Origin of the sequence: Capsulimonas sp. (assembly GCF_039929585.1) — a bacterium.
Classification (GTDB): domain Bacteria; phylum Armatimonadota; class Armatimonadia; order Armatimonadales; family Capsulimonadaceae; genus Capsulimonas.
In genome coordinates this window covers 21,701-47,702 of record NZ_JBDSQY010000217.1, presented here as the reverse complement: position 1 = coordinate 47,702, position 26,002 = coordinate 21,701, and the positions used below count along the sequence as shown (strand labels likewise).

The following is a 26,002-nucleotide window of genomic DNA, read 5'->3' as shown; positions in this document are numbered from 1 at the left end:
TACTTCGCCAGATCGGAGAGTGCCTGGAACTCTTCGTCGGAAAGCTCCACGTTGACCGAGCCGATGTTTTCTTCCAGGTGATCCACGCTGGATGTCCCCGGGATCGGGAGCATGGCGGGCGAGCGCTTGAGCAGCCACGCGAGGGCGAGCTGAGCGACGGTCGCGCCGTGCTGCTTGCTGTAGGTGTCCAGCAGACCTCCGGGCTTCACCAGATCGCCGCCGGCGACCGGGAACCACGGGATGAAGCCGATGTTGTTCTTCGTGCTGTAATCCAGCAGCGCCTCGGACTGCCGATTGGCCAGGTTATAGAGGTTCTGCACCGAGACGATGTCCACAATCGTCTTCGCATGCTCCAGCTCTTCAATGGAAACCTCGCTCAGACCGATGTGCCGGATCTTGCCCTGCTCCTGAAGCTCCTTGAGCGCGCCCAGTGATTCCTCGACGGGAACCTTGGGGTCGATACGGTGCAGCTGATAGAGGTCGATGGTGTCGACTTTCAAGCGGCGCAAGCTCATCTCGACGCACTGCTTAAGATACTCGGCGCGGCCGACCGGGGTCCAGACGCCAGGACCTTGACGGGTCAGGCCGCCCTTGGTGGCGATCACAAGGCCATCGGCGTAAGGAAAGAGGGCCTCCGCGATAATCCGCTCGGAGACTTCCGGTCCATAGGAATCGGCGGTGTCGATGAAGTTGACGCCCAGCTCCACGGCCCGTCGCAGCACTGCCTTCGCCTCATCCGGGTCCTTCGGCTCGCCCCAGATCCCGTCGCCCGTGATGCGCATGGCGCCGTAGCCCAGTCGATTGACGGTCAGATCGCCGCCCAAAGTAAACGTTCCGGACGCCGCCGCGTTCGCCGGCGCTTGTGTGGTGTTCATGGTGTGTCTCCTTCGAAAACTTGGGAGTGGTCTCCGGAGTTTGGAACAGGCGAAACCGCGCCCGCGTTCCCGGATTTCGGGAAGAACGAACGAGAATCGAGCGCGCGTGTCAGCGCGTCCGCCGTGTCGGTTCTGCCCATTTTGTTCGCCGCCGTGATAAATTGGGGGGGCGCCTCAGCCAGCGGCTCGCACTCGAATACCCATTTCGCAAGCTTTGAGGCAATGTCGTCTTTGCCGAGGGCAAGGAGCGCTTCGTAGATAAGAATGGCGTCTGGAAGAAGATACTCCAACATCCCCTGGCTTTCCTCGCCCTTCTCCGCGTCCTCTGCAAAATCCCACATCACGTGATGCTGTGCGATTTGGCAGAGAATAAATGAGGTCTGTTTTTCAATGCACGGCTCTAACTCCGTAAAACGCCCCGCGCTGGCAAGTTCTTTCCAAACCATTTTCAGAAAACGGTTGTAGGCGTCTTGATGCGATGGACCGAGGTTCGCCAATCGTGTGAGGAAAACAAGGTTCTGTTCAGGGTGTTCCATCAAATCATTCATCAGGTGAATATCGCTCATCTCCTGATAACCGCCGCTGCCGGACAGGACCATTTCTTCCCACTGGCTTCGGCGAACCAGCAGCGCTTCTCTGGCTTCCTGAATATGCTTTGCAATTTCGATAATGCCCGAAAGTGCGCTGATGAGATGTGCGGGACCAAAGATCCGAGGGTTACGATAATTGTCGAGGAGATCCAGATATTCGGTCAGCGCCTCTAAATATTTGCCCTTCTCCTTCAATTCTTCCGCGCTGGAGAAACGTTGATCGAGTTCTTGTTGTGTCATTTGCTGTCGCTCCCGCGTCCTGCCTTGGCTGCTGCTGCCGACATCAGTGCCTCGGCTTCTCCGGTCGGATCGCATCTCAGCACCCACCGCAACAGCGTTTCGGCGACACGATCTTTGTGAACGGCCATTAAGACTTCGTAGGCCAGAGACGCCTGCGCCACTTGACGGCGAATCATCCCTAAATCGCGGGAATGCTCATCAGATCCCTCGGTAAGAAAGCTCCAAACGACATAATGACGCGCAAGATAGCCTGCGATATTCCTTGCCTCGTCTTCAATGATTGAGGCCAATTTTTCGTATTGACCTTCCGTGGCAAGTCGCTCCCAAAGATGATTCAGCAGCGTTGCATGTAGTTCTTGAAGCTTGGGGATATGCGAGATCTGCTCCAGAAGCGCAAGGCTGCGGTCTCGCTCATCAAGGTACTTATTGAACGATGTGAAGTCGTGAATTTCTTGCCAGCCGCCGGAGCCATCCAGAATACTGGCCTCGCATCTGTCACGGCGTGTCTCCAGCGCTATGCGCGCATCAGGGAGGTGTTCGGACAGCGCCATAATATCGCTGAGCGTGTAAGAAAGCCGAACGCCGGCGCTGCCGCCGTTATCGAGAAAAAATAAACACCCTTCCAGCGCCTCGGCGTACTTGCCCTTTTTGGCGTCAATGCGCGCCTGATCGTATCGCCGTTTGACTTCTCGCTCTGTCGGCATGCTGCTGCTCCTGGTGTGATTCTTGGGGAATTATTGAGGCGGCGCGGGAGCTGGCGGCCAGACGCCGCTTTCTTGTGGATCGTTTTCGGGGGCGGAGCTTGCGGGCGGCGTGGCTTGAACCATTTCCCAGAGGCGCTGAACGGAGAAAAGGCAAAAAGTCATGCTTGTCGCGCCTAGGGCCAAAGTCAGAACATATGCGATCTTGGTTTCTCGCAGGTTCATCAGCAAATAGATGTCGTCGATCCCTAACACGATGGCCGCGATCACGCCGTTGATCAGTCCGGGAATAGCCCAGGTCAGCACGCGGGTCAGATGGTTTTGCCGGGCATGCTGGTATATTTTCACTTGCGCGATCAAGATCGCAACCGCAAGGAAACTGATAAACACGTAGTAGATCAGGCGAAGATAAAAATATGGAGACATGCCCGGCTGTTTCGAGGTCGTTCTGAAGAAATCCTGCGACGACTAATCCGTGGCCTTCTCAATAGTCAGGTCGTAGTGATAGGTCTTGTCGCCGTTGGTGTTGCGCACGGCGAGAATGATCGGTTTGGGTTTGGTGACGGTCATGATCGCTTCGCCCCGCGCCTGATCGCCGATTTCGTTGACATTGACGTAATTGATTTTGTCCGGGAAGCCATATTTGTTGAGCAGGTCGATGCTACCCTGAATGTTCGTGCTTTCGCCCTGCGGCAAACGCAGGCCCAGGGAGATGCTCCACTTGCCGGGAGGCAGGGTGATGGAATAGTACACAGGCGCGAAGCCGGAGATATCGCCGCCGACGCCTTCCTCGTTGGAGATCTTTGCCGGCGACACCTCGCCGCCGTAACCGAACGGCAGCAGCTTGATTTGCTTTGCCGGCAGTACGGTCAGCCAGATATCGAGTGGGATTTCCTGGTCGTGCTGAACGCGCAGGCGAGCGCCGAATGTCTTGTCGACGCGGAACTGCTCGCCGACACGGGTGGAGACACCGATCTCGTTGCTGGAGATCAGCCGATTATTGACAAGGACGCCGTTGTTCTTCAGAAGCTGCACCTGCGCCTGAATATTACTGGAATGGTCATCCGAGCGCTTGACGTCCATGACGACGTAGTAAACGCCCTTGCTGAGCGAGATGGCGTAGTCCGTGGATTCGTCTTTGTCGAGCGTCAGATGGACGGTCTCGCCGACAGCCATCTTGATGGCGTTGTTTTTCGCCTGCGCGGTGAAGGCCGATAGCCCCAGCATGAGCGCGAGGGCGAGAGTGAGGATTCGCTGCATGTGTATTCTCCTTCGGTCACATTGCGGGTTTTATAACGACGGTGGTTCGTTCTTTGTGTCGCGCGGCAGCGATTCCCGCACGGCCTTCGTCAGTCCCTTGACCACCAGTTCGTACGAATGGTAAATCAGGTCCGTCAAAAAGTCTTCGGGAACACCGCCGTCGAGGACGATCGTATTCCAATGCCGTTTGTTCAGGTGATAGCCGGGCAGAATGGAGGGGAACTCGTGGCGCAGAGCGATTGCCTGGTCCGGATCGCATTTCAGAGCCAGTCGCGGCGGAGTTACGTCCCATGAAGTAAAGGCGAAGATCTTGCCGCCGACTTTATGCACGGCGGTTTCCGGGCCGAAGGGATACTCTTCCACGGAACCCGGATACTCGGACAAATGCGCTCGCAGCGTCTTCCAATCCATCGCGCGGCTCCTTGCGCGGACAGTATACTTGCCTGTCCACCCAACGACTATACCCAAGAAACCCCCCGGCGCGATGATTTCGCGCCGGGGATGTTTGCGTCAAAGGAAAAGTCTAGCTTTCCGGATGCTTTACAGATACGTATCGCTTACGGTGACGTGCACGGTCACGGGATTGTAATGCTGATTTCCCGTAGCCCACACTGTGAAGGGAACGTCGTAGCTTTTCGATCCTGAAGGGAAGATGTACGAGAACGGCTGATCGGTTACGCCCAGCTGAACGTCGTCGTGCGAAGGATCGCCCATAAATACTTCTCCCTGGATCGGCAGGCCTGTTTTGGAATCGACGGCGTGGACCGTCACCTGCACCGCTTTGGCTTGCGGGAAGGCAACGCCATTGATTCTCAGCAGCTGGAAGTGAATGGTATTGGGGTTGGCGTAGGCCGTCATGGTCTTGTAAAAGCTTGCGTTTGCAAGCTGAAGGCGATCGACTTTGACGGTCATCTTTGCCTGCGCCCGGTTTGTGGCGCCGGGCTGCCCGGTGCGCAGGATCGAGGTGGCGAGCGTGTCGTGAAGGCCGGTGACGTCGCCGGTAAGCAATCCTGAGAGCAGATCGATGTCACAGGCGAAGCCGTAATCGTAAGGCGCCGGGTTGATGTCGCATGTGTCGTCCCCGCCGTTCAGTCCGCCGTCTTCATCCTTAAGAATATAGGTAACGTGCGCGCCCTTGCTGGACCATGGGACGAACTTCATGGAGATCCAGTTGTTCGGATAGATCGTGTCGAAGTTATCCTGAGTCGCTTCGTAGAACGGCTGGCCGGCGATTGTGAGCTGAGCGTAAAAATCAGCTTGCGAGTTCCAATCGAGGCTGGATAGGGAGTGAACTCCGATGGTCTTGACGGAGACCGACTGCACATCCCAGGCCGCCGTGGCGTAACCGGAAACGGCGGGAGGGTTCGCCGCCGGAGAGTTACTCGTGAGGCCGTTTGTCAGCACGCCCGACAGGAGCAGCTGCTGCACTTTGATATCATAAATGGAAATGTTGGGGAGCCAGGACGCCATGAAGCCCGCGAAGTCAGGAATACTGGAGCTGCCCGGGCCTTTCCAGTGCCCGCCGCCGCTGGGAAGCCATTCGGAAGCCCGGTAGGAGGCGTTCAGGTCCCAGTCCAGATCCGTGCTGTTCTTGCCGGAGACGGCGAACTGCTGCATTTTTCCCCAAAACGTAGGATCGATCTGGTCCGACCACGTTTTCATGGCGTGGGTCCATTCGCGGGAGCCGACGTAAGCATACACATAGGCCTCGGAGTAGTGGCGCCGCGACGGAGAAGCGCCGGGAGCGTCGTGGTTGATCCCATAGGTGTCGTCGCCGTGATCGAGCGAGTTGTATCCGCCGAAGTTCGGATAGTGTCCGGTGTGAATATCGAAATACAGCGGCGCTGGCTGCGAGTTAAACCAGGTTTCTGTGCGAAACGCCGCGTGTGGCGCTTTTGGGTGCGCCTCTACCCAATTTGAATGCGAGTAGAAATCCTGCACCGTATGCAGAGACACGCCTAAAACCGTCAATCCTTTGAGGGTATCGTGCTGAAGCGCCGCCTGCTGGATCGCCGTTTTGGTATTGGTCGTCAGATGGCTCCAGTAGTTGTTCACCTGGGAAGATGAGGAGTTATGGATCGTCGGCGTATTGTCAAAGTGCAGCTGCCGCGCAAAGTCCTGGACACCGGGATGGATGTCGCTCAAATAATCCGTGTACCAGTTGTCGACCTGAGCGATCTTGATCGCCGTGTTTCCAAAACCCTCACGGTCGAGTGCGTCTCGCGTCAGGTCATGATGCGGGCCGGTATCGAATGCATGGGACGGCTGCACGCCGGTCAAAAGCGCAAGTACGCCTAGAACGGCGACTGGAGCGCTGCGGCGAGCCGCGTAAAAGTTTTTCGTCAGTAATTTCTGGATGTTCACAAGCTTGTCCTCCGTTGGATCGCGCCGGCGGTTCATCCGTCAGCGTCAGGAGGAGTATAAAGCGTTGTCGTGAGAATAGGGTGAGCGGATCGCGATCTTAGCGTGAGGTTTGCGTGATATTTTTTGTTATGCGGCTTATTTGAGCTGTTTTCGCATACGGACGACCGGCAGAGTCAAATCGTCCTGCAGGGGAATTTCAAACCGTTCCGACACGAGATATCCAAAGGCTGCGTACAGCGGCTCGCCGGCCAGGGTGGCGACGATTTCCACGTTCGTAAACCCGGCTTCGGAGATCGCCGTCTCGCACGCGGTCATCATGAGCCGTCCGGCGCCGCGCCGGGCGAAGTCGGGATGCACGAAAAAGGCGCGGATGCGTGCGGCGTCCCGCGCGGGATCAAGAAGGGACGCGCTGCTACTATCGCCGCCAAAGAGGGTTTTTCGTCGGCTCCAGCCGCCGCAGGCGACAATGCCGCCGTTTGCTTCCACGACAAAATACGTTCCGTCGGCGATCAATTGACGGTCCACGCCGAAGACAGGTCCGAAGGCCGCTTCAATCTGGGCGGGAGAATAATCGCCTGCTTGAAGCGTGCGCGCCGACAAACGGATCAGCGCCGCGAGCGTCTCGACGTCGCTTGATTTCGCAAGTCTAAGTTTCAGAATGCTAAGTGTCCCGATCCTTTGCTGTTATTCATGGCTGTATTCTAGGCGGTCTATGCCGCTTTCACGTCGCGCTCATGGGCGATCGATTCTTGCGCGGAAGGGGGAGATGCGGGGCGGCGGCCTCGGGCGGCGCGCAGGAAGGCGGCGCCGGAGATGGGATCGAACTGCGTTCCGATGTTCGCTTCGATCTCCGCAAGCGCCTTATCCCAGTCCATGCCCTTGCGGTAGGGACGGTCGGTCGTCATGGCGCTGAAGGCGTCCGCGACGGCGAGGATACGGCCGAGCAGCGGGATCTCGTTGCCGGCGAGGCCGTTCGGGTAACCCTTGCCGTCCCACCGTTCGTGGTGTGAGCGCACGGCGTCCAGGGACGATTCCATACCCGGCAGCGCACCGACAAGCAAGGCGCCCAGGTGCGGGTGCTGTTTCATGATCTCGTACTCTTCGGCGGTGAGGCGGCCGGGCTTGCGCAGGATCGAATCCGGGACGCCGATCTTGCCGACATCATGCAGCAGGCCGCCGATGCGAATATCGCGCATGGTGTCGTCGGAATGGCCCAGCTCCGCGGCGATCCAAAGGGCGAAATCGGTAACATCTTCTGAATGCCGGCGGGTGTATCGGTCTTTGTTATCCACAGCCGTGACCATGGAGTCAAGAGTGCCGAACGACTGCTCGGCGCGCAGCTTGCGGTTGGAGCGCTGGGTCGAGCTGGTCTGAGCGATGCCGGTGTCCGACACCTTGGCTTCATACAGGTTGCTGTCGGCGGCGTTGAGTAGGTCGTGGCGGCTGAGGCCGTCGTTCGGGTAGTCCGCGATGCCGAGGCTCAGGCCGATCGGAACGATCCGCTCGTCGCCGGGTCTCCGGAAACCGTCGAAGTTGATCCGTTCGCGCAGTGCTTCGGCGAGCGCGCGGGCGTCGTTGGCGGTGGTGTCCGGCAGGAGCATGATGAACTCGTCGCCGCCATACCGGCCCGCCAGATCGCCTTCCCGGCACGTTTCGGAGAGCGCTTTGGCGACGTGCTTGAGCACCTGGTCTCCGGTCGGGTGGCCATAGGTGTCGTTGAAAAGCTTGAAATTGTCCAGATCCATCATAATCACCGACAGCGGGCGGTTCTGCTGTACGGCGGTTTCAAACTCGCGGTCCAGGCGCTGATGGATGGCGCGATGGTTGTAGAGTTCGGTGACCGAGTCGCGGTCGGCGGCGTGCTTCGCTGTCTGGTACTGGCGCGCATTGTTCAGCGCCGCGCCGACTTCCAGGCCGACCCCTTCGATGATCTTCACGTCGGAAGCGTCGAAGTCGCTCATCCATCGCACGAAGCCCACGGACCCGAGGATCTGCCCTTGCCAGAGCAGGGGCGCCCGGAGATAGGCGCCGGCGCAACCCGCGCCGCCGGGCATATGGATGACCTCGATCTCGCGGCAGCGCGGGAGCTGATCGATCCAGTTCAGACCTGGCCCGCTCTGCCCGAAACCTGTTTGGCGAACAATTGGGAAATTGGCTTCCGACGAAGAGGCGGGATCGCCCAGTCGGATTACGGCCGCGTCTGCTCCGAGAAGGTTCGGCGCATGCTCCAGAACCTGGTTCAAGACTTGATCGTGGTCGAGAGTGGTGTTGATTTCTTTTGTGAGGCGGTGCAGCGCGGCCAGCTGCTCCGTGCGCCACTCCAGTTGGCGCGTTCGCTGGGCGACCGTTTCTTCCAGACCTTCGTTGGTGCGGCGCAGCTGCAAAGTCAGGCGGCGGTTCTCGGTCAGCGTGAACATCTGTCGCAGGATCACCAGCAATATCAACACAAGGCCGGTTACGAGGGTCGATACGCCGATCTGATGAAACGGCGGTTCGTTGTAATCGCGGATGCAGATTACGGCGAATGCGGCGAACGCGGCCAGATACGGCAGGATCATTTGCATTAGGCTTGTCTGCGCGTTCCTTGTCCGCTCCGTGATGGAGACCGCTTTGTTCGAGCCGGGCAGCCATGTTGGGAGCACCAGCGCGAAACCGATCATGATCCAAGAGAAGGAGCAGGCCCAATCCGTCCAGCTTCCCGTCTTATAAGTCCCATTGAGGGTCATGATGGCGAACGAGGTGTCGAAAAACGCGAGCAGAGTCATACCGGCGGCGAGGAATGCGCAGGATCGCCGCATCACGCGATCCGCCGTCATTGTCTTGAGCAGGACGATGACGCCAAAGATCGTTATGACGTCGCCCAGCGGGTAGGCCACGGTGATGATTTTTCCCAGCTTGGGCAGGTCCGATGTCTCCCACTGGCGGTCGATGACGAAATGCCAGCTCAGCATTCCGGCGCCGAGCGCGGCGATCGCGCTGTCCAGGATCAATTTCGTCCGCCCCGCCACCGGCATGCTGCCGAACAGCAGAAATACGCCCACGATCAAACAGGGATAAGCGCCGAGGTAGCCTACGTCGGACCATCCCGGGAAGGGAACCTCCACGCCTCTGATGCTTTCGTAATAGGTCCAGGTACATTGTCCCAGCGCAAACGAAAGACAGGCGATACCGATCAGCAGCCAGCCGACACGGCGCATCGGGCTCATGCGGCGGCCCCGAAAGAAGTAGAAGACGCCGCCGATCCCCGAACAGATTGGTGGGATGATCTGATAGGTGTTGAAAAAGGCGTGGTAGAACTCGGGCGTTCCAGGGCGAAGGATCAGCATGGCGATAAACACCATGGCGTAAATGATCGCTGCTCCAATAATGCCTTTTTGTAATCTGGACATGCGACTCGATACTCTTTTCCTCCGTATGACGGTAGCCGGGTTACCGGTCCGAAGCGGAGATGATAGCCGTGACGCCCGCATACGGCGCCTATTCCACTCGGTAATAATACTCGATTATTGTTTCGGCAAAAAACGCTTCGAGCATTAGGCTATCATGGCGCCATGTCACCAAAATCCGCAATCCGGCGCAGGACGTCCCGGTCTTGAACGGTAACGGTCCTTCCGTTGACGGTGATGGCCCCGGATTCCCGCAGGCTGCCCAGGGTTCGAGAGACGACATCGCGCACGGTGCCGATTTGGCTTGCAATCTCCTCATTGGCGCCCTCCAGACGGAACGTCTGGCGCCCTTCCGAGGCGCGCAGCAGATAGGCTGCGAGACGAACGCGGACGCTGTGCATGGTTTGCGCCTCCAGCATCACCACCAGTTTGCGCATTCGTATGGAGAGCGCGCGCAGCGCGAGGATCGCAATCTGTGGATGCAGCGCCATCATTGATTGAAACTGATCGCGCGGCACCACCAGCACGCGCGTCCCGTCCTCGGCCGCCTCCGCGCTGGCCGGGTAATTGCCGCCGTCAAACAGCGGCAGCTCGCTCACGCTGCTTCCCGGCGCCTCCAGCCCCAGTGTCAACTCGCGTCCCCGACTGTCCAGTTTGTAGACCTTGACGGCGCCAGACAGTACGACGATGAGGCCAAGACAGGCGTCCCGCTCCGAAACCAGCAGTTCGCCCCGGCTGAGTTTCCGCTCGCGTCCCGCCGCCGCGATCTCCGCAAGCACTGTCTCCGGCAGCTCTTTCAGAAATGGAACCCGCGCCAATGCTTCTTTACGCTCCATCACGCGCCATTTCCTTCTCCCGAACGCCCGCTATGACGAAAGTCATTGTGCGCGAGCGCATTCCTGCGGTATCGTAGCGCTGTAATCGTCCTCATAGCGATTAGTATAGCGCACTGATGCTCGAAACGTCAGGCGCCCTTTCGGAAAAGGAAACGAAACCATGGCCTACGTCATCACCGAGCCTTGCGCCGGAACCAAGGACAAATCGTGCGTCGCCGTCTGCCCGGTGGACTGCATCCATGAGGGAACCGTCGAAGTGGACGGTGTCATGATCGACCAGCTCTTCATCGAGCCCAATGAGTGCATCGACTGCGGTCTCTGCGAGCCTGAGTGCCCTGTGGATGCGATCTTTATGGAAGATGAAGTCCCGGCGCAATGGTCCCAGTATATCGAGATCAACGCCGAGTTCTACAAGTCCGGCAAACGCGCGTAGTCAGAACTCGCCCCGGCCTTCGGCTGCCCTGCCGGGGTGGGTTACCCGCTCTTTCTTAGCTCCGTCGGCGACATCCCCGTCGCCGCCCGGACGATCTTGCTGAACTGCCTCGGATCTTCGACCCCCACCTGCGCTGCGACGATATGCACGGGTAAGCCCGTGCTGCGCAGTAAATGGCCGGCGCGGTCGACGCGCCGCTGCCGGATATATCCCACCACTGTCGTATCAAACCGTTTGCGGAAGAGGCGTGTCAGATGGTTGTGCGACACGCCAAGTTCGGCGGCGAGCGCTTCCACGACGATTGGTTCGCTGAGGCGCATTTCGATCCGCTCACATGCCTGAACGAGGGCCGCAGGATTGTTATGCACCTCCGGCTCCAACGCGCTTCGGTCGGCGAGCCGCCACAGCAAGTCCCAAAGCCGCACCTCCGCGCGCTCCGGGTTGATCCGGAAACAGGAGATGCCTTCCTCCAGCGCTTTATAGAAGTCGGCGTAATCACCTCCCAGGTCCTGCATTGCCGGTACGATGCGGGACCCGCTCGCCGCTTCTGGAAATGAGAAATGGGCGCAGAGATGAGTGGAGCGGTCGGGGAAATGATAGACCGCCTCCACATCGGGCGGCGTCAGGCTGACGAAGCCGGGGCGGATCGGGAGTGAAACTCTCTCAATCTCCACCCTGGCCTGATAGGCGTACAGATGCAGCGCCCAGTGGCCGTGCGTGCGGTGGCGCTCCACGCGATCGGGGCCGTGGACGCCGACCGCCATCAGCCGGGCGCTGGGGCGCTGGGCGAGCGGGAGGCTCCAGGTGAGATGGGGGATATTCATGGTGATTTTTGACAACAGAAAGAGTGAGAATTTCTCTGTACGATTTGTTCCGTGCGTGATATAGTATAACCAATCATTCAGTCGATACGCAACTGCTCGTTATGGAGAACCCTATGCTGACACCCGAACAGATCGCTTTTTATCACGAGAACGGCTATGTCGTCGTTCCGTCGCTCTTTACCGCCGAGGAAGCGGCGGTGTATCGGGCGGAGTCGCATGCGCTTATTGAGCGGCTCGCAGCTGTGCGTAATGTCGACGCCGCGTGGGGCAGCGCCCAGACCGTGACCGCCAAGAAGACGCGGCTGCTGCACTGTCACGATGTCCAGTTCTACTCCGCCGCCTTCACGCGGCTTCTGGTGGACGAGCGTTTCGCCGGCGCGGCGGCCAGCATTGTTGGGCCGAACGTGCAGCTGCACCACACCAAGATGTTTATCAAGCCCTCCGAAACCGGCGCGCCGTTCCCCATGCATCAGGACGCGCCTTACTTCCCGCACGACAACCATTCCATGATCGCCGCCATCATCCATTTCGATGACGCGCCGCTCGAAAAAGGCTGTCTGCGTGTTGTTCCCGGCTCGCACAAGCTCGGCATGATCGAGCATGAGAGCGAGGGCAACTTCCATCTGTCCGCCGAAGCATATCCCGTCGATAAGGCGCTGCCGCTGCCCGCGAAGGCCGGCGATGTCGTCTTCTTCTCTTACCTTACTATTCATGGTTCGGGCGTCAACGAAAGCAGCGAAGCGCGCACCACGCTGCTTGTCCAGATGCGCGATCCGGCCGACCCGCCGACGATCCAAACCCATGATTCGCTGGGGCAGGGCATGATGATCTCGGGCATCGATCCGACCTGCCGGATCAAAATCAAGTAAAGGCGTCCCTTTGAATCGATTTTCGCGTATCCATTTCCGGGGCGGCGTCACCCTGCTTTTCGCCGTCGCTCTGTCGAGCCTCACCCTGACCCCCGTGGTTCTGAACGCCGCGCCTCCCGCCGGAAGCCATGTCCTGTGGGAGATCGGCAAGGCGGACGGTGACGATCGGGAGCTTGCCCTTGGCCCCAGCGGCTACGCCGATTACAAGCAGGACGCCGTCTTTACCGTTGGCGCGAGCGACCCGCGCAAGGAATGGCCGTATGTCCTTCCCGGCCCAGCCGACGGCTGGGCCGGGGGCGTCGCCCATACCGCCACTATCGTCTTCGCCGCCGATCGGGTCGCCCCGGCGGGCGATTGTCGATTGACTCTGCATTTTATCAATGCGCATGGCGGCCGGCCTCCGGTTCTCAAGATCACCGTCAATGGACAAACATGGACCAAGCCCACGCCGGCGGGGGCTGAAAGCGACGACCCCATTGAGGGACATCCCGAGATGGGACATAAATTCGATCTCGATCTCGATTTTCCCGTCAGTCTCCTGAAAGTCGGGGCGAATACGATTCAGATCCAAAACGGTCAGGGCGGCTGGGCGATCTGGGACGCCGTGACCATGACCGCGCCCGAGGGCGTGATTGTCGGCGCCGCGCCTGTGGTCACCAAGATCGTCGCGGCGGCTTGGGCGCCGGACGTACTCGTTCGAGGCGCCAAGGGGCTTCAGCAGAACCTTTCGATCACTACGCTCAACACCGGGCCGGAGCGCACGGCCCAATTGAAGGTGGGAGGCGAGCCGGTCCAAACCATCACGCTCGCGCATGGGCAAGGCTCCATCGACGTTTATTATCCCAGCATCGATTATGTCGTGACGGATCAAGTCCAATTGCTTTCGCAAGGGAAGCCGCTGGGCGAGGCGCTGTCGGCCGAGCGCACGTCGGCTCGCCAGTACACCGTCTATATTTTGCCGCACTCCCATACGGACATCGGCTATACCGACGTGCAACCAGATGCGCTGGCGAAGCATCAGAGATATTTAGAAGAGGGGATGGACCTTGCCGCTCGAACTTCCCATCTGTCGCCGGATGCGCGCTTCAAGTGGAACCTCGAAACGCTCTATGAGGCCGACGAATGGCTGAAAGCGGCGACGCCGGCTCAGACCGCGCAGTTTGTAAAATCCGTGAAGAGCGGCGGCATCGGCCTGGATGCGCTTTACGCGAACGAATTGACTGGATTATGTCGTCCCGAGGAATTAGTATCGTATCTGGCTTGCGCTAATCGCATTCGGGAGAAATATCATCTTCCGATCGATGCGGCGATGATCAGCGACGTTCCAGGTTATACCTGGGGTCTTGTCTCCGTGATGGCCCAGAGCGGCGTCAAATACTTGTCGCTGGGGCCGAACTCGGGCGATCATACGGGCTATGCGCACCAATGGGATAACGAGGCCTTTTACTGGCAGGGACCCTCCGGCAAGGACAAAGTCTTGATGTGGCAAAGCCCCGCGCCTTACAATCCGCCGGGGTTTGAAGACAATGACGCCTCCGTCAAGCGTTTCATGGCCCGATATCACAGCCGTTTCCCAAACTCGCCGTATGATATGGTCTATATTCGCTACACGACGGGCGACAACGCCGGCGCAGAGCCGAAGCTTTCGGCGTTTGTCGAGGACTGGAACAAGCGCTACGCCTATCCGCATCTGGTGATCTCCACCACGAGCCATATGTTCCACGAGTTCGAGGCGAAATACGGGAACAAGCTGAAGACCTACAGCGGCGACTATACGGGATACTGGGAGGACGGCGCGGCGTCCACGGCGCAGGCGACGGCGACCAACCGCACCGCCGCCGAGGAGATCGCGCAGAACGAAATCCTCTGGTCCATACTCGATCCTGCCCAGTACCCGCACGATCGGTTTGCTGACTCCTGGCGCAATGCGCTGCTGTTCGATGAGCACACCTGGGGCGCCTACAACAGCTTCAGCGATCCCGAAGCGAATTTCGTCAAGACGCAGTGGCGGATTAAAGAGAAGTTCGCGTTGGATGCGGCGTCGCATGCCCAAACTCTGAGGACGGACGCCTTCCAGAGCATCGCGACGCAAGCTGCGTCGAGCACCTTCGCTGTGTTCAATACGAGTTCCTGGAAGCGGCGTGAATTGGTAATCCTGAGCGCTGCTCAAAGCAAGGCCGGCGACGTGGTGAAGGATGATCGGGGGATCTCCGTCCCGTCGCAGCGATTGGCCGACGGTTCGCTCGCGTTCCTTGCTTCGGACATTCCCGCGATGTCGTCCCGCAAGTTCACTGTCGTCTCGGGGACTCCCGTCTCTCAGGGTTCGGCGTTGGCTGGCCCCGCGACGCTGGAGACGGCGGCAATAAACCTGACGTTCGATGCAAGCACGGGAGCGATCACCCGTCTCAAGACCGTCGCGAACGGTCATGACTTCGTGGACGCGAGCGACAAAACCTGCCGAGGGCTCAACGACTATCTTTACGTTCTGGGCGCCGATAACGGAAAGGTCCAATACGCATCGAACGCCAAGCTGACCGTGCTGGACAACGGCCCGCTCGTCGCCTCCATTCGTGTGGATTCCGACGCGCCGGGCGGCAAATCGCTCTCTCGCGTCATTCAAGTGGTGGATGGTCTGGATGAGATCCGTATCGCCGACACCATCGACAAGCTGCCGGTTTATCCAGACGAAGAAGCCGTCCACTTCGGGTTCAACTTCCACGTTCCCGGCAGCACGGTGCGTATGGATATGCCGTTCTCCGTGGTGCGTCCGGACATCGATCAGACGCCGCACGCCAACAAGAGCGTGTATCCCGTGGGCCGCTGGGTCGATGTCTCCAACGACACAGTCGGCGTCACCTGCGCCGCGCTGGATTCACCGATGATGCAGATCGGAGCGATTACCCTGCCGCGCGAAGCATGGCGCGATTGGCGGAAGACGTCGCAGCCCGGCGGCGCGATCTACTGGAATGTGATGAACAACTACTGGCACACCAACTATAAGGCATACCAGAACGGCCCCGTCACTTTCCGATACGTCCTGAGGCCGCACGGCAAGTACGACCAGACCGCCGCGCAGCAGTTCGGGATCGCGCAAAGCCAGCCGCTGATCATCCTCCCCGTCACGCCGACACAGCCAGACGCCAGTCTCGGCCTCACCATTTCCAACGACGCCGTGCTCGTGACCGCCTGCCATCCCGCCGAGGACGGCAACGGCTGGATCGTACGCCTCTACAACGGCTCCGATCGGGCGCAGACAGTCAACGCTGGGTGGACTGGCTCGAAGAACCTGCGCATCCAGCGCACGGATCTCTTCGGACATTCGGGCAAGTCTGTCAAAGGAGCAATAGCGCTGGCGGCGATGGAGGTCGTGACGCTTCGCATCGAACCGTAAGACGATGTGTTGTTTACGCAATTCGAGCTAAAGATGCCCGGCGAATAAAGAATGCCAGGCGAATGAATTCGCGGCTAAAAGTACGGTCACCCGCCTGCGCGGGTTCAGAAGTTCGTCTTCGCGGACGGCCGTTCTTTGCAGACCTGGTACTCGCTTGCGGGTGTTCATTCGCCGGCATCTTAATCTTTTCCGGTCTTCTTATCGTCTACTTGTTTACACTCCATCGTGCTACAATGACGCGTGACTTCAGGCAATACCACACTTCCCATGGAACCTCCGCATCAGCCCACGCTCGCCAAAATTCTCCGCGTTTGGTCCCTGCTCGGTGCGCAGTCGTTCGGCGGCGGGTCGGCGACGCTGACCTTGATCCGGCGGGCGGTCGTGGAGGAGCAGGGGTGGGTGAGCGCCGAGGAGTTCGCGCGCTTTTGGGCGCTGGTGCAACTGGCGCCGGGCATTAATTTATTGGCGCTGACGATTTTGATCGGGCGCAAGACCGGCGGCGCGCTGGGGATCGCGGTCTCGCTCTTCGGGCTTCTCTTCCCAAGCGTGACAATCACCATTTTACTGACCGCCGGCTTTGCGCGCGTCGCGCACGCGTCGCTGACGCAGGAGGCTCTGAGCGGGATCGTGCCAGCGGTCGTGGGTCTGGGGCTGGTCACGGTTTGGCAGATCGCCAAGCCGCCCCTGGTCCAGAGCCGGGCGGAGGGTAAGGACAGCGTGTTTTTGGCGCTCCTGCTGATCGTCGGAAGCATGGCCGCCGCATGGAGGCAGCATGTTCCCGTGGTATTGATCCTGATGTCCGCCGCCGTCCTTGGCGCGGCTTGGTCCTGGCGGCGGTCAGCGCGAGGCGCGCGATCATGAATCCCATTCTCTACTTCTGGATATTCCTCAAAGCGTCGCTGTTCTCTACGGGCGGTTCCGGCAACCTGCCAAGCATTCACGCCGACCTGCTGGCGCGCGGGTGGGCGAGCGACGGCGAGTTCGGAGAAGCATTGACCATCGGCCAGCTCTCCCCCGGCCCCAGCGGTCTGTGGGTGATCAGCCTCGGTTATCTGACCGACGGCCTGCGCGGCTCCCTGCTCGCGCTCCTCGCTATTCTCCTACCGCCGATGCTCATTCTCGGCGTGGAGCGGCTTTATCGGCGCATCCAGCATCATCCGGCCGTTGAAGGGTTCGTACGAGGATTGGGCCTCGCAGTGGTGGGCGTGTTCGTCGTGGCGATGTTTGGAATTTTGCAAAGCGCGGGCATCAGCCCGCGTACCATGACAATCGCCGCTGGCGCGGTGGGGTTGGCGCTAACGCGCCGGGTTCCTGTGATCGGGATCGTCGCGCTTGCGGGGCTGTCAAGCGTGCTGTGGCGATAATAGCAGGGGCAATATTGATCAAAATGAGAGGCGCCAGCGACTGAAGTCGCGCCTGCAAGAGCGCGGAAGTCCCCCTGCGGGGACTGCATGATCGTCTGCGTGCACACCTCTACGAGAGGCGTAAAATTTGAGGCGACGGCAAGGAAAATGTAGTCCGCGAAGGCGGACTTCTGCGATCTTGCAGGCGCGACTTCAGTCGCTGGCGCCTCCTGCTTCAACGAAAGATATTGTCACTACCCCAATCGGTGGCGCGCCAATGACACGATCTGGGCGCTTTGTTCTTCGGACATCTTCACGACCTGGCAGATAATTCGAACCTGCCCCAGGAACTCGTAAAATGAGCAGAGGGGGGAGAGGCCGTCTTCATCGGAGAGGTGGAGCCAGACGCGGCCTTCGTCGGATCGGCGGATGTCGACGATATAGGGGATCGTGGGAACCTCGGTAAGCCAGCCGATGACGGCGAGGCAAAGGGGAGAGGCTTTGACGCCTTCGGCGAGGCGTGTCTTGAGAAGCGTCAGGGCTTCTTCCATGGCGGTGTCTACGAACATGTATTCTATTATACACCGGCGGGCGGCAGGATGGCGACGGTTCCGAGCGCTTTTGCGGCAAGAAATCACATCTCGGCGCGAATTGCAAATTCGCGCCGAGACGCACGTGTTTTTATTGAGACGCCCATACGGATACAGATCCAGCAGGACAGAGAAACTCTGCCCAGCCATCACTGTTTGTGGTAATTGTCTGCGGGAAATGTCCTGTAATGTCCGTGAATACGGCGTTCGCGCGATACACGTTCATCCACTTGCTTCCGGCCGCGCCGTTGGTGAGCACGACCGCCATGGCGCCTGAATGTCCGGCGTCTCCCGTGCGCACCCAGCCGATGGTGTTTGGATGGTCGAAGTAGTCGTGCTGGTCGCCGAAGCCGAAGGATTGACGCGCTTTGATGAAGCGATCAATGAGAAAACGATGCGAATAGAGCTGAACGTCCGGTCCGCCATGCTGATTGAAGTAGGTCGCCCCGTAGTAGTCCGGCTGGAAGACGCAGGGATAGCCCTCCGCACGCAGGAGGATCAGCGCATAGGCGAGCGGCTTGAACCATGGTTCGACCGGTGAGAACAGCTGCTGGAATGGCTGTGTGTCGTGGTTCTCCACGAAGGTGACGGCCTTAGTAGGCTGGGCTTGCATCAGGGAACCGTCCAAGATAGTCCGCATGTCGAAGCTGTTTCCCGCATTGCTGGCCTGGCTGAACGTATAGTGCAGCGGAACATCGAACAGCGACATGGCGCCGCCGGTATCGGTAATAAATTTGTTCAAGTCATCGAGGCTTTGTGACCAGTATTCACCGACGCTGAAAAGCTCCCTGCCATACTTCGCCCGCAGATGTCCAAGCCAATCCGGAAACCAGTTGGATCGGATATGTTTGCAGGCGTCGAGCCGGAATCCGTCCACTCCCGTTGTTTCTAGGTACCACTCGCCCCAATACATCAGCTCGTCGCGTACAAACTCCACGCCCATATCCAGATCGTCGGCCATCAGATAATCATAGTTCCCATGCTCTGGGCTGACCTGGGTGGAGAACTGTTTGTCCTTAAGCCGGTATAGCCCAACGGTGTTGGTATCCGCGTTATAGCCGATCGAATCAAAGCACCACCAGTACCAGCTCATGGAAGAGTATTGCTTCCCCCGGCCGGGAAAGTCGAACCGAGTCCAGGCGTGCATCTGGTACCAGTCGCTGGTCACATGGTTTCGATCGTTCTGATCAATCGATTGAACCCACACTACTTCCTGCGAATCCGCGCCGTCCTTGTGATTGAACACGACATCCGAATAGACTTGAAGCCCTGCTTGGTGCGCCGCAGCAATCGCCGCCAGCAGTTCCGACTTCGTCCCGTACTTCGTCCGAATCGCCCCTTTTTGGTCGAACTCGCCGAGATCGAAAAGGTCGTACTGGGCATAACCGACGTCGTTGACGCCGTGCGACCCCTTCATGGTCGGGGGAATCCAGAGCGCGGTGAAGCCGGCGGCGGCAAGGTCCGCAGACCTTGCCGCCATCTCATTCCAAAGAGACCCGTCATTGGGAGAAAACCATTGAAAGAACTGCATCATGACGCCGTTGGGTGTGGACATGGAAAGCCTCCAATTTTGAAAATGCCGTGCGTTGCGAACGGAAAATTGCGGGGCGGGGCGTACGCGGAAGCATTAGATGAGCGAGACAGGCTGGAGATAGCCTGCGCCTTGCACTTCTAAGAAGATGTGGACGATACTGCATACGGAGGAAGGATGGCGATAGTTCCGAGCGCTTTTGCGATGAGTCTTTTCTGATCTCCATCGATGGCGTAAATCTCCGCTTCACTGGTCGTGATTGTCCGGCCAGGACGCAGTACGGCTCCCCGGCAGCGCAGCATTTGTCCTGCTCCCGGCCGCAGGTAGTTGATCTTGAACTCGATCGTGACGACCCGTTCGCCATCACCGATCAGGGTGTGCGCGGCCATCGCTAGGCATGTGTCCGCCAGCGTCGCCGTCACGCCGCCGTGGACGATGCCGTCCTGCTGCAAGTGATGCGCCGCCAGCGGCATCTGAACGTCCAGCACGCCCGGCGCGATGTCCGTGACCGTGATTCCTAAGTACTGAGCGAAGGGCTGGATGAGGATCGTGTCGCGCGTGTGGCGGACGTAGTCGGGGTGGAGTGGGATCATAGTACTTCGTTCAAGGCGTGGTAGTTCGAAACTTCGATGAGATTACCGTCGGGATCTCGGAAGTATAGGGAAAGAAGCTTGCCTTCGGCGCCGGTGCGTTCGACCGGACCTTCGACGATCGGAACGTTGTGGCGATGGAGATGCCGTTCGACTTCGGCCAGCGGCGTTCCCGCGATAAAGCAAAGGTCAGCGGAACCGGGTGTCGGCGCGTGCGCCTTCGGTTCGAACTCATGCCCTGCCTGATGCAGGTTGATTTTCTGGCGACCAAACTCCAGCGCTTTGCGTCCCGGACCGAACGTGATGCAGTCCATACCGAGGACGCGTGTATAAAACTCACAGGTCGTATCAATGTTCGCCACGGTCAGGACGAGATGGTCGAGGCGATTGATCAGGATTTCAGTCGAATCGGGCATTGTGCAGGAACCTCCGGATTTTCCAACGCGCGCCGTGCGCTCGTGGTTCCAGAGGGGCGAGCTTACGATCGGCGCAGCCGCACTTCCGTCACGCCGTGGTCAGGACCTTTTCTCAAAATGAGGTTCGCCATCTCGCGGGTCGGCGCAATGTTCTCCCGCAGGTTTTTGCCGTTGATTCGCTCCCAAATGCCGCGCGCGATCTCAAGCGCATCCTCCACCGGCATCTGGGCGTAATGCCGAAAGTACGACAGTTCATCCTGAAACGCCGTCTCCCGGAGCTTCAGAAATCGATCCAGGAACCACTGGCGAATGTCATCCTCGTTCGCGTCAATATAGATCGAGAAGTCAAAATAATCCGAGACGAATCGCCGTCCCGTCGTCTCCGGCTCCATACCGCGCTGAAGGACGTTCAATCCTTCCAGGATCAAGATATCGGGCCGGTCCACAATTTGTTTTTCGCCAGGCGCGATATTGTAGATTAAGTGTGAGTAGATCGGAGCCGAGACGTTTGGCTTGCCGGCTTTCACGTCGCGCACGAACTGGAGCAGCAGGGACCGGTCGTAACTTTCTGGAAATCCCTTGCGCGGCATCAGTCCCTGCGCTTCTAAAACGGCGTTAGGATAGAGGAAGCCGTCGGTGGTGACGAGGGCGACGCGTGGGTGCTCCGGCCAGCGCGCGAGCAGCGTTTGCAGCAGCCGGCCGGCCGTGCTCTTGCCGACCGCGACGCTTCCCGCAAGGCCGATCACAAAAGGCGCCGGGGCGGCGGGGGAGCCTAGAAAGGTCTCGGTCACGCGGCGCAGCTGCTGCGTTGCGGCGACCTGGAGATTGAGAAGGCGCGTCAGCGGCAGGTAGACCTCCGCCGCGTCCTGGAGCGAGAGGCGTTCGTGGACGCCGCGCACGGCGATCAAATCCGCCTCCGTCAGCTGCAAAGGCGTCGCCGCTCTCAACGCGGCCCATTCGGAGCGCGAAAAACGCGTGAACTGCGCGGAGCGTGGTCCGCCTGTTTCGTGTGTATCCGTCAATATTGCTCCGTGGGCAGCGGCAGAGCGGGAAGCCCGTCAATACTGACGGCGTTTTTCTTTGCCCGGTACTCATCCATTCCCTCCGGTCCTTTGGACAGCGCGAACTTATCCAGTGTGTCTCGGTGGCTTAGGAAATCCATGAACGGCACGGAGAAGCCGCAGGAGGTGGAAACGCGTTCTACTTGAACGCGGACATACGCGCGCGTGCCGGGATTTTCGGGAAACAAAGCGGCAAGAGATTCGTAATCCGTGTGACCGGGAGCGATCAACTCGCCTTGTCCGTGCAGCCGAGCAATGTTCGGCTTGCCTTCGAATCCGCAGAACATCAGCAGGATGCGCCCGTTCTCGCGCACATGCGCCGCCGTTTCCGCGCCGCTGCCCGTGTAGTCTTGATAGACCACTTCGAGCGGCCCCAAGATCCGAAAACAGTCCCCGCCTTTGGGCGAGCAGTTGACGTGTCCGTCGGCCGACAGCGGCGCCGTTGCGACAAAAAAGACATGCTGGCTCCGCAGCCATTCGGCCAGCTCTTCATCAATGGAATCGAGTTGCTTGCTCATCTCTCGCACCTTTTCGTGAAATTTCACTGCTTTAAGGATACCTGCGGTTGATTGTCAAATGACCGGGGGAAGATGATATCGTCGGATAAGTTTACCAAACCGACAAAGGAGCGCCTATTATGGAAGAACAGATCCAGCAAGTCCTCGCCGAGATAGAGGCGTCCGGCCGCGAGAACGACGCACGCGAAACCGACCGCGCCAGCAAAATGCTCAATCTGCATCCCGACACTGCGCGCAAGCTCAGCGATCTGGCGCTCGAAGCTCATAGCACGCGCATTTTGGAGATCGGCACATCCAGCGGCTACAGCCTGATCTGGCTGGCCTGGGCCGCCAGGCAGAATGGCGGCCATGTGCTTAGCATCGACCGAGACCCGGCGAAAACAGAGCTGGCGCTCGCCAACCTGAAACGCGCCGGCCTGACCGATATCGTCACCCTGCGCACCGGCGACGCCGCCGAGATCCTGTCCGATCTCGAAGACCAGTTCGACTTAGTATTTCTTGACGCCGACCGCATCACATATCCCGCCATGCTCACCCAGCTGCTTTCTAAACTGACGCCCGGCGCGCTGCTGCTGGCCGACAACGTCAACTCCCATCCCACGGAGATCGCCGGCTACATTTCCGCCATCTCCGCGCACGAAGACTTCGAGCATTCCGTGGATCCCGTGGGCGAGGGGCTGAGCATCGCATATTATCGGCCGGAATGATCGGCTGGCTCCCGTTCAGATCGACCCTGGATCGGCGTCATAGCCCGCCTGGCTCCATGTCTCTTCCGCGATTTTACCGTCATGGAAAATCAGGCGGCAGTCCAGAGGGTATGTCCACTCGGTGCTGCTGAAGGTGACCTCAGCAGTGATGATATCTTGGTCCTTGCCGCTTTTCGTCTCTTGAACATTTCGGACGGCAAGCTTGAGTGGCGATCGTGTCTTGGCGAACCGCATCCAGGCGGAACGGATCGTCGCCGTCCCGCTGTAATCGCCTTTCAAGCCGCCACTCTTCCAGTGGGAAGCGGCGTCCGAACGGTAATCAGCCATCACGGAACTCACATCACCCCCGGCGATCGCCTGCCAGTGCTCGCGAGCGATCGAACGGGTCGGAGACGCCTGGGCGGTCGCCGCGAATGCGAGACTCAGGGCGAGCGCGCATGCCGTCATGGCGACAAAGTTATTTTGGGTAATCATCTCTTAAGTTTCCTTCATTTCTTCAGTGAGCGAATATATTGTGTGAGTGCTTGGACATCGGTATCACCGTATTTGCTTCCGTAAGCAGGCATGACCGGCTTTACCCCCGCCTTGATCGTCATCGCCATCCGCGCATCTGAGATTTCCAGCCGGCGCAGGTCTGGTCCAATTCCGCCCTGCGCACGGTTTCCGTGGCAGGACACGCATTCTTTTGTGAACAGGGAGTGTCCACGAACGAGCTGTGTGGATGACTCGCCGGCTCCTGCCGCGGCTTTCGCTGGCGTGGAAGCCGCCGGCGGAGACTGCGCGAGAATCGCATCCGTGCGCCCATGGATCAAGAGCGCCGCGCCGAACGCGGCCCCCAGAGCGGCGCACGCCGCCGCCAGAGCCAGGCCGGCGGCCCGGATTTCCAGCGGTGTTGTCTTCGAAGCGCCTTTCATCTCTTCCGGCAATTGCCTATCCTCCACATGTGTGTCATCGTTCTCTTATTTCTGCAGCGAGCGGACATAAGCCACGACGGCCTTCCGGTCCGGCGCATTAAGTTTGCCGCCGAAGGCCGGCATCTCTCCGGCGAAGCCGTTCGCGACATCCTGCGCGATAGCCGTGTCCGGCAGATTTTTGTGATGCAGGTTTGGCCCGTCATCCCCGCCGGCGTCGGCGCCGTGGCAGGCAGCGCAGTTGGCGAGGAACACCTCATGGCCCCGAGCGACGAGCGCGTCTGGCGCGGCGGACTTTGCCGCTGGCGGGGCCTCCGGTTTGGCGGCGCCTTTTCGCGCCTGCGATGGAGTGATAAAAGCGATAACCGCAACTACCATCATGGTTATCGTAAACATCGTTGTCAGTGGAATCGTCTTCAACGTCAATATCCTTTCATCCGCCAAGTAAAATTTCGCCGCCCCAATAACCGGCGGCGGCCATGAGGCAGGACGCCGAAAGGGTCAGTGCGAGATAGACGCCGTATGCTTTCCGGGAAGCGCTGTCCCGGACTGCCATGCGCCACACGGCCATCCCGACAATCATTGCGAAGGCCGGCCACAAAAACTGATGGTGCCTGGCGACCTTCCCGGTTCCGAACATCTCTCCGTGAGTCAGCAGAAGACCGGACAGCACGGCGGCGAACGAAGACAATGCTCCGAGCTGCAAGGAGTAGAACCCCGCCGCGCGCAGCCCTGACTGGTGATTCGGATCTTTGACGATCAGAGCTAGGACGTCAAAGACCAGGGACGCAATCACTAGGCCGATCGGAAAATGCGTCGTTCCCCCATGCATTCTCGCGAAGAGCGCACTGTTCATTGCGCGCCGCCATTGGTCGTCGGAGTCGCCGTGGATGAGAGGAGCGGCAAGTCCACGAGCGCCAGTGGGTGATTGCCTGGGACATAGTTGACGTTGGTAATTCCTAACACGTGGCGAAGCTGGCCGGCCGGCACGACCATCGGTCCAGGCGTTGCGGCTGTTCCGGGCGCGGGCTGGGGGAAAGCCGTCGACATGGCGGTGTGAAAGTGGACGCCCCCTTCGACCTTTTGCAGCGTTTGGTGGATGTGACCGTTCAGCACCGTCACCGATCCAAATCGCTTGAGATAAGAAAGGGCCTGCGCACCGTCGACGGTGCCCCAGCCCCACTGCGGGTATACTTCCCAGAGCGGGATATGGGCGAAGACCACGATGGGCGTGCTGCTGGCGAGGCCGGCGACGTCCTTTTTCAGCCACGCGAGCTGTTCCTGTCCCAGATCGCCCATCCCTTTGTCCTTCAGGCTGAGCACGTTGACGAGACCGATGAAATGCACTCCTTCGTAGTCAAAACTGCGCCATCCGCTCCCCTTCGTTCCTTTGCCATACCGATCTAGAAATCGTTTGCCGCCGTCGCCCAGCACATCGTGTTCGCCCGGCACGTAAAAGACGTTGCCTGTGGTTGTCTTCGCGCCCTTGAGGATTTGGTCCACCGTATCGAACTGATCCGCCTGTGAGAGCTGCGTCAGATCGCCCGTGTGCAGGATAAACGCGGGCGGCGCCGGAAGCGCGTTGATCTTGGCGACCGCTTCCTGAAACGTGGCGGTGACGTCGGTATTAGCCGCCTTACTGAAGCCAATATGACTGTCGCTGATTTGCACGAAGTTCAGCGCTTTTCCGACCGCTGGATTATCCTGCCCGAAGACACGGGACGACAGCAGGCCGCCGTTGATAGTCCAGAGCATTCCCGTGCCGGCCCAAGCCATGCACTTTAGGAACCCACGCCGGTCGATGCCGTCGTGATGATCGTCTGCGATCAGTTCTTCGTGATTGTGATCGAGTGTATCTGTCATGTCATTCTCCTTCGAGGTGTGTTTTGCATCCTAGACCGGCTCGATTGCGTTTTTATTCCTGATCGAAAAAGATTTATTTTTGATGGCCGTCGCGGGAATAAATCGTCGAGAAATCCGGTCTTGGTGTTCAGTAGGGCGTAAAAAGAGGGTGAAATCGGTGCAACAACGAGAAGCGCGCTCGCGCTTTGAACACACGATCTTGCCGCACCTCGCGGCGGCGTATAATCTCGCCCGCTGGCTGACAAGCAATGATCAGGATGCGGAAGATGTGGTGCAGGAAGCCTGCGTGCGGGCGTTCCGATCGTTTGACGGCTATCGCGGCGGTGATAACGCTCGGCCATGGCTTTTGCGCATCGTGCGCAACACGACCTACACATGGCTGCGCCGCAATCGAGCGCTGGAGCCCGCCCTGTCATTCGACGAATCCTTGCACGCGCTGCCCTGCGAGGAGTTAAACCCTGAGGCGATCGTGCTTCGGCATGTCGATGCGGGGCTGCTTCGACAGGCTCTGGAGGAGCTGCCCGTGGAATATCGAGAGGCGATCGTGCTGCGTGAACTTGAAGGGCTGTCCTACAAAGAGATCGGTGAGATTGCCGCCGTCCCATTGGGGACAGTCATGTCGCGTTTAGCCCGCGCCCGAAAGCGGCTCGCGGATTCGCTTGGAGAACGGCTTGCGGAGGGATCCGAACGTGGATTGTGAGAA

The 26,002-nt window shown here is 59.3% G+C and carries 29 protein-coding genes; 7 read left to right on the top strand and 22 right to left on the bottom strand.

The genetic code is table 11. From position 1 onward, the window contains the following. The 10 genes from ABIZ35_RS16125 to ABIZ35_RS16080 form a co-directional block, all read right to left on the bottom strand. The coding region (locus tag ABIZ35_RS16125) for an aldo/keto reductase (RefSeq protein ID WP_348220947.1) at positions 1–875 on the bottom strand (875 nt) is incomplete at its 3' end. After that, on the bottom strand, positions 872–1,705 hold the full coding sequence (locus ABIZ35_RS16120; RefSeq protein ID WP_348220946.1) for a hypothetical protein: 834 nt from the start codon (positions 1,703–1,705) through the stop codon (positions 872–874). The genes ABIZ35_RS16120 and ABIZ35_RS16125, both read right to left, overlap by 4 nt. Then, positions 1,702–2,409: a hypothetical protein gene (locus tag ABIZ35_RS16115; RefSeq protein ID WP_348220945.1), complete on the bottom strand. Its 708-nt coding sequence runs from the start codon at positions 2,407–2,409 to the stop codon at positions 1,702–1,704. The genes ABIZ35_RS16120 and ABIZ35_RS16115 overlap by 4 nt, the downstream gene beginning before the upstream one ends. 30 nt (positions 2,410–2,439) lie before the next feature. Further along, a complete protein-coding gene (locus ABIZ35_RS16110) occupies positions 2,440–2,832 on the bottom strand; it encodes a hypothetical protein (RefSeq protein ID WP_348220944.1) in 393 nt (130 codons plus the stop codon). A 42-nt stretch (positions 2,833–2,874) separates the two neighbouring features. Further along, the gene (locus ABIZ35_RS16105; protein WP_348220943.1) at positions 2,875–3,666 is read right to left on the bottom strand and encodes a hypothetical protein; all 792 of its coding nucleotides are present in this window, start codon (positions 3,664–3,666) and stop codon (positions 2,875–2,877) included. 30 nt (positions 3,667–3,696) lie between these two features. Further along, on the bottom strand, positions 3,697–4,077 hold the full coding sequence (locus tag ABIZ35_RS16100) for an MmcQ/YjbR family DNA-binding protein (RefSeq protein ID WP_348220942.1): 381 nt from the start codon (positions 4,075–4,077) through the stop codon (positions 3,697–3,699). Between the two features lie 129 nt (positions 4,078–4,206). After that, entirely contained in the window at positions 4,207–6,030 is a 1,824-nt protein-coding gene (locus tag ABIZ35_RS16095) for a hypothetical protein (RefSeq protein ID WP_348220941.1), read from the bottom strand. Between the two features lie 135 nt (positions 6,031–6,165). Next, positions 6,166–6,630: a GNAT family N-acetyltransferase gene (locus ABIZ35_RS16090; RefSeq protein WP_348220940.1), complete on the bottom strand. Its 465-nt coding sequence runs from the start codon at positions 6,628–6,630 to the stop codon at positions 6,166–6,168. 110 nt (positions 6,631–6,740) lie between these two features. Next, positions 6,741–9,419 (bottom strand): diguanylate cyclase, encoded by a 2,679-nt coding sequence (locus ABIZ35_RS16085; protein WP_348220939.1) that lies wholly within the window; start codon positions 9,417–9,419, stop codon positions 6,741–6,743. A 152-nt stretch (positions 9,420–9,571) separates the two neighbouring features. Beyond that, positions 9,572–10,252 (bottom strand): Crp/Fnr family transcriptional regulator, encoded by a 681-nt coding sequence (locus ABIZ35_RS16080; protein ID WP_348220948.1) that lies wholly within the window; start codon positions 10,250–10,252, stop codon positions 9,572–9,574. 160 nt (positions 10,253–10,412) lie between these two features. Between ABIZ35_RS16080 and ABIZ35_RS16075 the strand changes: the two genes are divergently transcribed. Further along, positions 10,413–10,685, top strand: coding sequence for a ferredoxin family protein (locus ABIZ35_RS16075; protein ID WP_348220938.1), 273 nt, complete (start codon positions 10,413–10,415; stop codon positions 10,683–10,685). 41 nt (positions 10,686–10,726) lie between these two features. Here ABIZ35_RS16075 and ABIZ35_RS16070 read toward each other — a convergent pair whose 3' ends face one another. Next, entirely contained in the window at positions 10,727–11,509 is a 783-nt protein-coding gene (locus tag ABIZ35_RS16070) for an AraC family transcriptional regulator (RefSeq protein WP_348220937.1), read from the bottom strand. Positions 11,510–11,622: 113 nt separating this feature from the next. Between ABIZ35_RS16070 and ABIZ35_RS16065 the strand changes: the two genes are divergently transcribed. The 4 genes from ABIZ35_RS16065 to ABIZ35_RS16050 all read left to right on the top strand — a co-directional run bounded on the left by ABIZ35_RS16065 (position 11,623) and on the right by ABIZ35_RS16050 (position 17,133). Further along, positions 11,623–12,378, top strand: a complete 756-nt coding sequence (locus ABIZ35_RS16065) for a phytanoyl-CoA dioxygenase family protein (protein WP_348220936.1) — start codon at positions 11,623–11,625, stop codon at positions 12,376–12,378. A gap of 10 nt (positions 12,379–12,388) precedes the next feature. Further along, positions 12,389–15,769 (top strand): polysaccharide lyase family protein, encoded by a 3,381-nt coding sequence (locus ABIZ35_RS16060; RefSeq protein WP_348220935.1) that lies wholly within the window; start codon positions 12,389–12,391, stop codon positions 15,767–15,769. A 267-nt stretch (positions 15,770–16,036) separates the two neighbouring features. Beyond that, positions 16,037–16,630 carry a chromate transporter gene (locus ABIZ35_RS16055; protein ID WP_348220934.1) on the top strand — a complete coding sequence of 198 codons (594 nt, stop codon included), beginning with the start codon at positions 16,037–16,039 and terminating at the stop codon, positions 16,628–16,630. Beyond that, positions 16,627–17,133 (top strand): chromate transporter, encoded by a 507-nt coding sequence (locus ABIZ35_RS16050; protein WP_348220933.1) that lies wholly within the window; start codon positions 16,627–16,629, stop codon positions 17,131–17,133. Before ABIZ35_RS16055 ends, ABIZ35_RS16050 begins: the two co-directional genes overlap by 4 nt. 233 nt (positions 17,134–17,366) lie before the next feature. Here the strand turns inward: ABIZ35_RS16050 and ABIZ35_RS16045 are convergent, their stop codons facing one another. The 6 genes from ABIZ35_RS16045 to ABIZ35_RS16020 form a co-directional block, all read right to left on the bottom strand. Then, positions 17,367–17,681 (bottom strand): hypothetical protein, encoded by a 315-nt coding sequence (locus tag ABIZ35_RS16045; RefSeq protein WP_348220932.1) that lies wholly within the window; start codon positions 17,679–17,681, stop codon positions 17,367–17,369. Between the two features lie 112 nt (positions 17,682–17,793). Next, positions 17,794–19,257: an alpha-amylase gene (locus ABIZ35_RS16040; RefSeq protein WP_348220931.1), complete on the bottom strand. Its 1,464-nt coding sequence runs from the start codon at positions 19,255–19,257 to the stop codon at positions 17,794–17,796. A gap of 116 nt (positions 19,258–19,373) precedes the next feature. Then, positions 19,374–19,826 carry a PaaI family thioesterase gene (locus ABIZ35_RS16035; RefSeq protein WP_348220930.1) on the bottom strand — a complete coding sequence of 151 codons (453 nt, stop codon included), beginning with the start codon at positions 19,824–19,826 and terminating at the stop codon, positions 19,374–19,376. Next, positions 19,823–20,239, bottom strand: coding sequence for a VOC family protein (locus ABIZ35_RS16030; protein ID WP_348220929.1), 417 nt, complete (start codon positions 20,237–20,239; stop codon positions 19,823–19,825). Before ABIZ35_RS16030 ends, ABIZ35_RS16035 begins: the two co-directional genes overlap by 4 nt. A gap of 62 nt (positions 20,240–20,301) precedes the next feature. After that, complete coding sequence (coaA, locus tag ABIZ35_RS16025; RefSeq protein ID WP_348220928.1) at positions 20,302–21,261, bottom strand: type I pantothenate kinase; 960 nt, start codon at positions 21,259–21,261, stop codon at positions 20,302–20,304. After that, the gene (locus tag ABIZ35_RS16020; RefSeq protein WP_348220927.1) at positions 21,258–21,818 is read right to left on the bottom strand and encodes a pyridoxamine 5'-phosphate oxidase family protein; all 561 of its coding nucleotides are present in this window, start codon (positions 21,816–21,818) and stop codon (positions 21,258–21,260) included. Before ABIZ35_RS16020 ends, coaA begins: the two co-directional genes overlap by 4 nt. A 119-nt stretch (positions 21,819–21,937) precedes the next feature. Between ABIZ35_RS16020 and ABIZ35_RS16015 the strand changes: the two genes are divergently transcribed. Beyond that, entirely contained in the window at positions 21,938–22,525 is a 588-nt protein-coding gene (locus ABIZ35_RS16015; protein ID WP_348220926.1) for a class I SAM-dependent methyltransferase, read from the top strand. Positions 22,526–22,540: 15 nt separating this feature from the next. On the opposite strand, the gene ABIZ35_RS16010 is transcribed toward ABIZ35_RS16015, so the two are convergent. From ABIZ35_RS16010 to ABIZ35_RS15990, 5 genes are read right to left on the bottom strand one after another with little or no spacing between them, the layout of a single operon-like run. After that, a complete protein-coding gene (locus ABIZ35_RS16010) occupies positions 22,541–22,999 on the bottom strand; it encodes a nuclear transport factor 2 family protein (RefSeq protein ID WP_348220925.1) in 459 nt (152 codons plus the stop codon). Between the two features lie 14 nt (positions 23,000–23,013). After that, positions 23,014–23,451 (bottom strand): c-type cytochrome, encoded by a 438-nt coding sequence (locus ABIZ35_RS16005; RefSeq protein WP_348220924.1) that lies wholly within the window; start codon positions 23,449–23,451, stop codon positions 23,014–23,016. 33 nt (positions 23,452–23,484) lie between these two features. Beyond that, a complete protein-coding gene (locus tag ABIZ35_RS16000; protein WP_348220923.1) occupies positions 23,485–23,856 on the bottom strand; it encodes a c-type cytochrome in 372 nt (123 codons plus the stop codon). Between the two features lie 13 nt (positions 23,857–23,869). Next, entirely contained in the window at positions 23,870–24,292 is a 423-nt protein-coding gene (locus tag ABIZ35_RS15995; protein WP_348220922.1) for a DUF2231 domain-containing protein, read from the bottom strand. Further along, entirely contained in the window at positions 24,289–25,299 is a 1,011-nt protein-coding gene (locus ABIZ35_RS15990; RefSeq protein WP_348220921.1) for a metallophosphoesterase, read from the bottom strand. Before ABIZ35_RS15990 ends, ABIZ35_RS15995 begins: the two co-directional genes overlap by 4 nt. Before the next feature lie 157 nt (positions 25,300–25,456). On the opposite strand from ABIZ35_RS15990, the gene ABIZ35_RS15985 reads away from it, so the two are divergent. Further along, positions 25,457–25,999, top strand: coding sequence for a sigma-70 family RNA polymerase sigma factor (locus ABIZ35_RS15985; RefSeq protein WP_348220920.1), 543 nt, complete (start codon positions 25,457–25,459; stop codon positions 25,997–25,999). The last annotated feature ends 3 nt before the right edge of the window (positions 26,000–26,002 follow it).

Coding starts and splice junctions, on each gene's coding strand:
- ABIZ35_RS16100 (WP_348220942.1), bottom strand. CDS start 4,077: ATGGATTGGAAGACGCTGCGAGCGCATTTGTCCGAGTATCCGGGTTCC.
- ABIZ35_RS16020 (WP_348220927.1), bottom strand. CDS start 21,818: ATGAGCAAGCAACTCGATTCCATTGATGAAGAGCTGGCCGAATGGCTG.
- ABIZ35_RS16070 (WP_348220937.1), bottom strand. CDS start 11,509: ATGAATATCCCCCATCTCACCTGGAGCCTCCCGCTCGCCCAGCGCCCC.
- ABIZ35_RS15990 (WP_348220921.1), bottom strand. CDS start 25,299: ATGACAGATACACTCGATCACAATCACGAAGAACTGATCGCAGACGAT.
- ABIZ35_RS15995 (WP_348220922.1), bottom strand. CDS start 24,292: ATGAACAGTGCGCTCTTCGCGAGAATGCATGGGGGAACGACGCATTTT.
- ABIZ35_RS16030 (WP_348220929.1), bottom strand. CDS start 20,239: ATGCCCGATTCGACTGAAATCCTGATCAATCGCCTCGACCATCTCGTC.
- ABIZ35_RS16010 (WP_348220925.1), bottom strand. CDS start 22,999: ATGATTACCCAAAATAACTTTGTCGCCATGACGGCATGCGCGCTCGCC.
- ABIZ35_RS16040 (WP_348220931.1), bottom strand. CDS start 19,257: ATGTCCACACCCAACGGCGTCATGATGCAGTTCTTTCAATGGTTTTCT.
- ABIZ35_RS16050 (WP_348220933.1), top strand. CDS start 16,627: ATGAATCCCATTCTCTACTTCTGGATATTCCTCAAAGCGTCGCTGTTC.
- ABIZ35_RS16075 (WP_348220938.1), top strand. CDS start 10,413: ATGGCCTACGTCATCACCGAGCCTTGCGCCGGAACCAAGGACAAATCG.
- ABIZ35_RS16110 (WP_348220944.1), bottom strand. CDS start 2,832: ATGTCTCCATATTTTTATCTTCGCCTGATCTACTACGTGTTTATCAGT.
- ABIZ35_RS16085 (WP_348220939.1), bottom strand. CDS start 9,419: ATGTCCAGATTACAAAAAGGCATTATTGGAGCAGCGATCATTTACGCC.
- ABIZ35_RS16055 (WP_348220934.1), top strand. CDS start 16,037: ATGGAACCTCCGCATCAGCCCACGCTCGCCAAAATTCTCCGCGTTTGG.
- ABIZ35_RS16045 (WP_348220932.1), bottom strand. CDS start 17,681: ATGTTCGTAGACACCGCCATGGAAGAAGCCCTGACGCTTCTCAAGACA.
- ABIZ35_RS16065 (WP_348220936.1), top strand. CDS start 11,623: ATGCTGACACCCGAACAGATCGCTTTTTATCACGAGAACGGCTATGTC.
- ABIZ35_RS16105 (WP_348220943.1), bottom strand. CDS start 3,666: ATGCAGCGAATCCTCACTCTCGCCCTCGCGCTCATGCTGGGGCTATCG.
- ABIZ35_RS16035 (WP_348220930.1), bottom strand. CDS start 19,826: ATGATCCCACTCCACCCCGACTACGTCCGCCACACGCGCGACACGATC.
- ABIZ35_RS16115 (WP_348220945.1), bottom strand. CDS start 2,409: ATGCCGACAGAGCGAGAAGTCAAACGGCGATACGATCAGGCGCGCATT.
- ABIZ35_RS16015 (WP_348220926.1), top strand. CDS start 21,938: ATGGAAGAACAGATCCAGCAAGTCCTCGCCGAGATAGAGGCGTCCGGC.
- ABIZ35_RS16080 (WP_348220948.1), bottom strand. CDS start 10,252: ATGGAGCGTAAAGAAGCATTGGCGCGGGTTCCATTTCTGAAAGAGCTG.
- ABIZ35_RS16120 (WP_348220946.1), bottom strand. CDS start 1,705: ATGACACAACAAGAACTCGATCAACGTTTCTCCAGCGCGGAAGAATTG.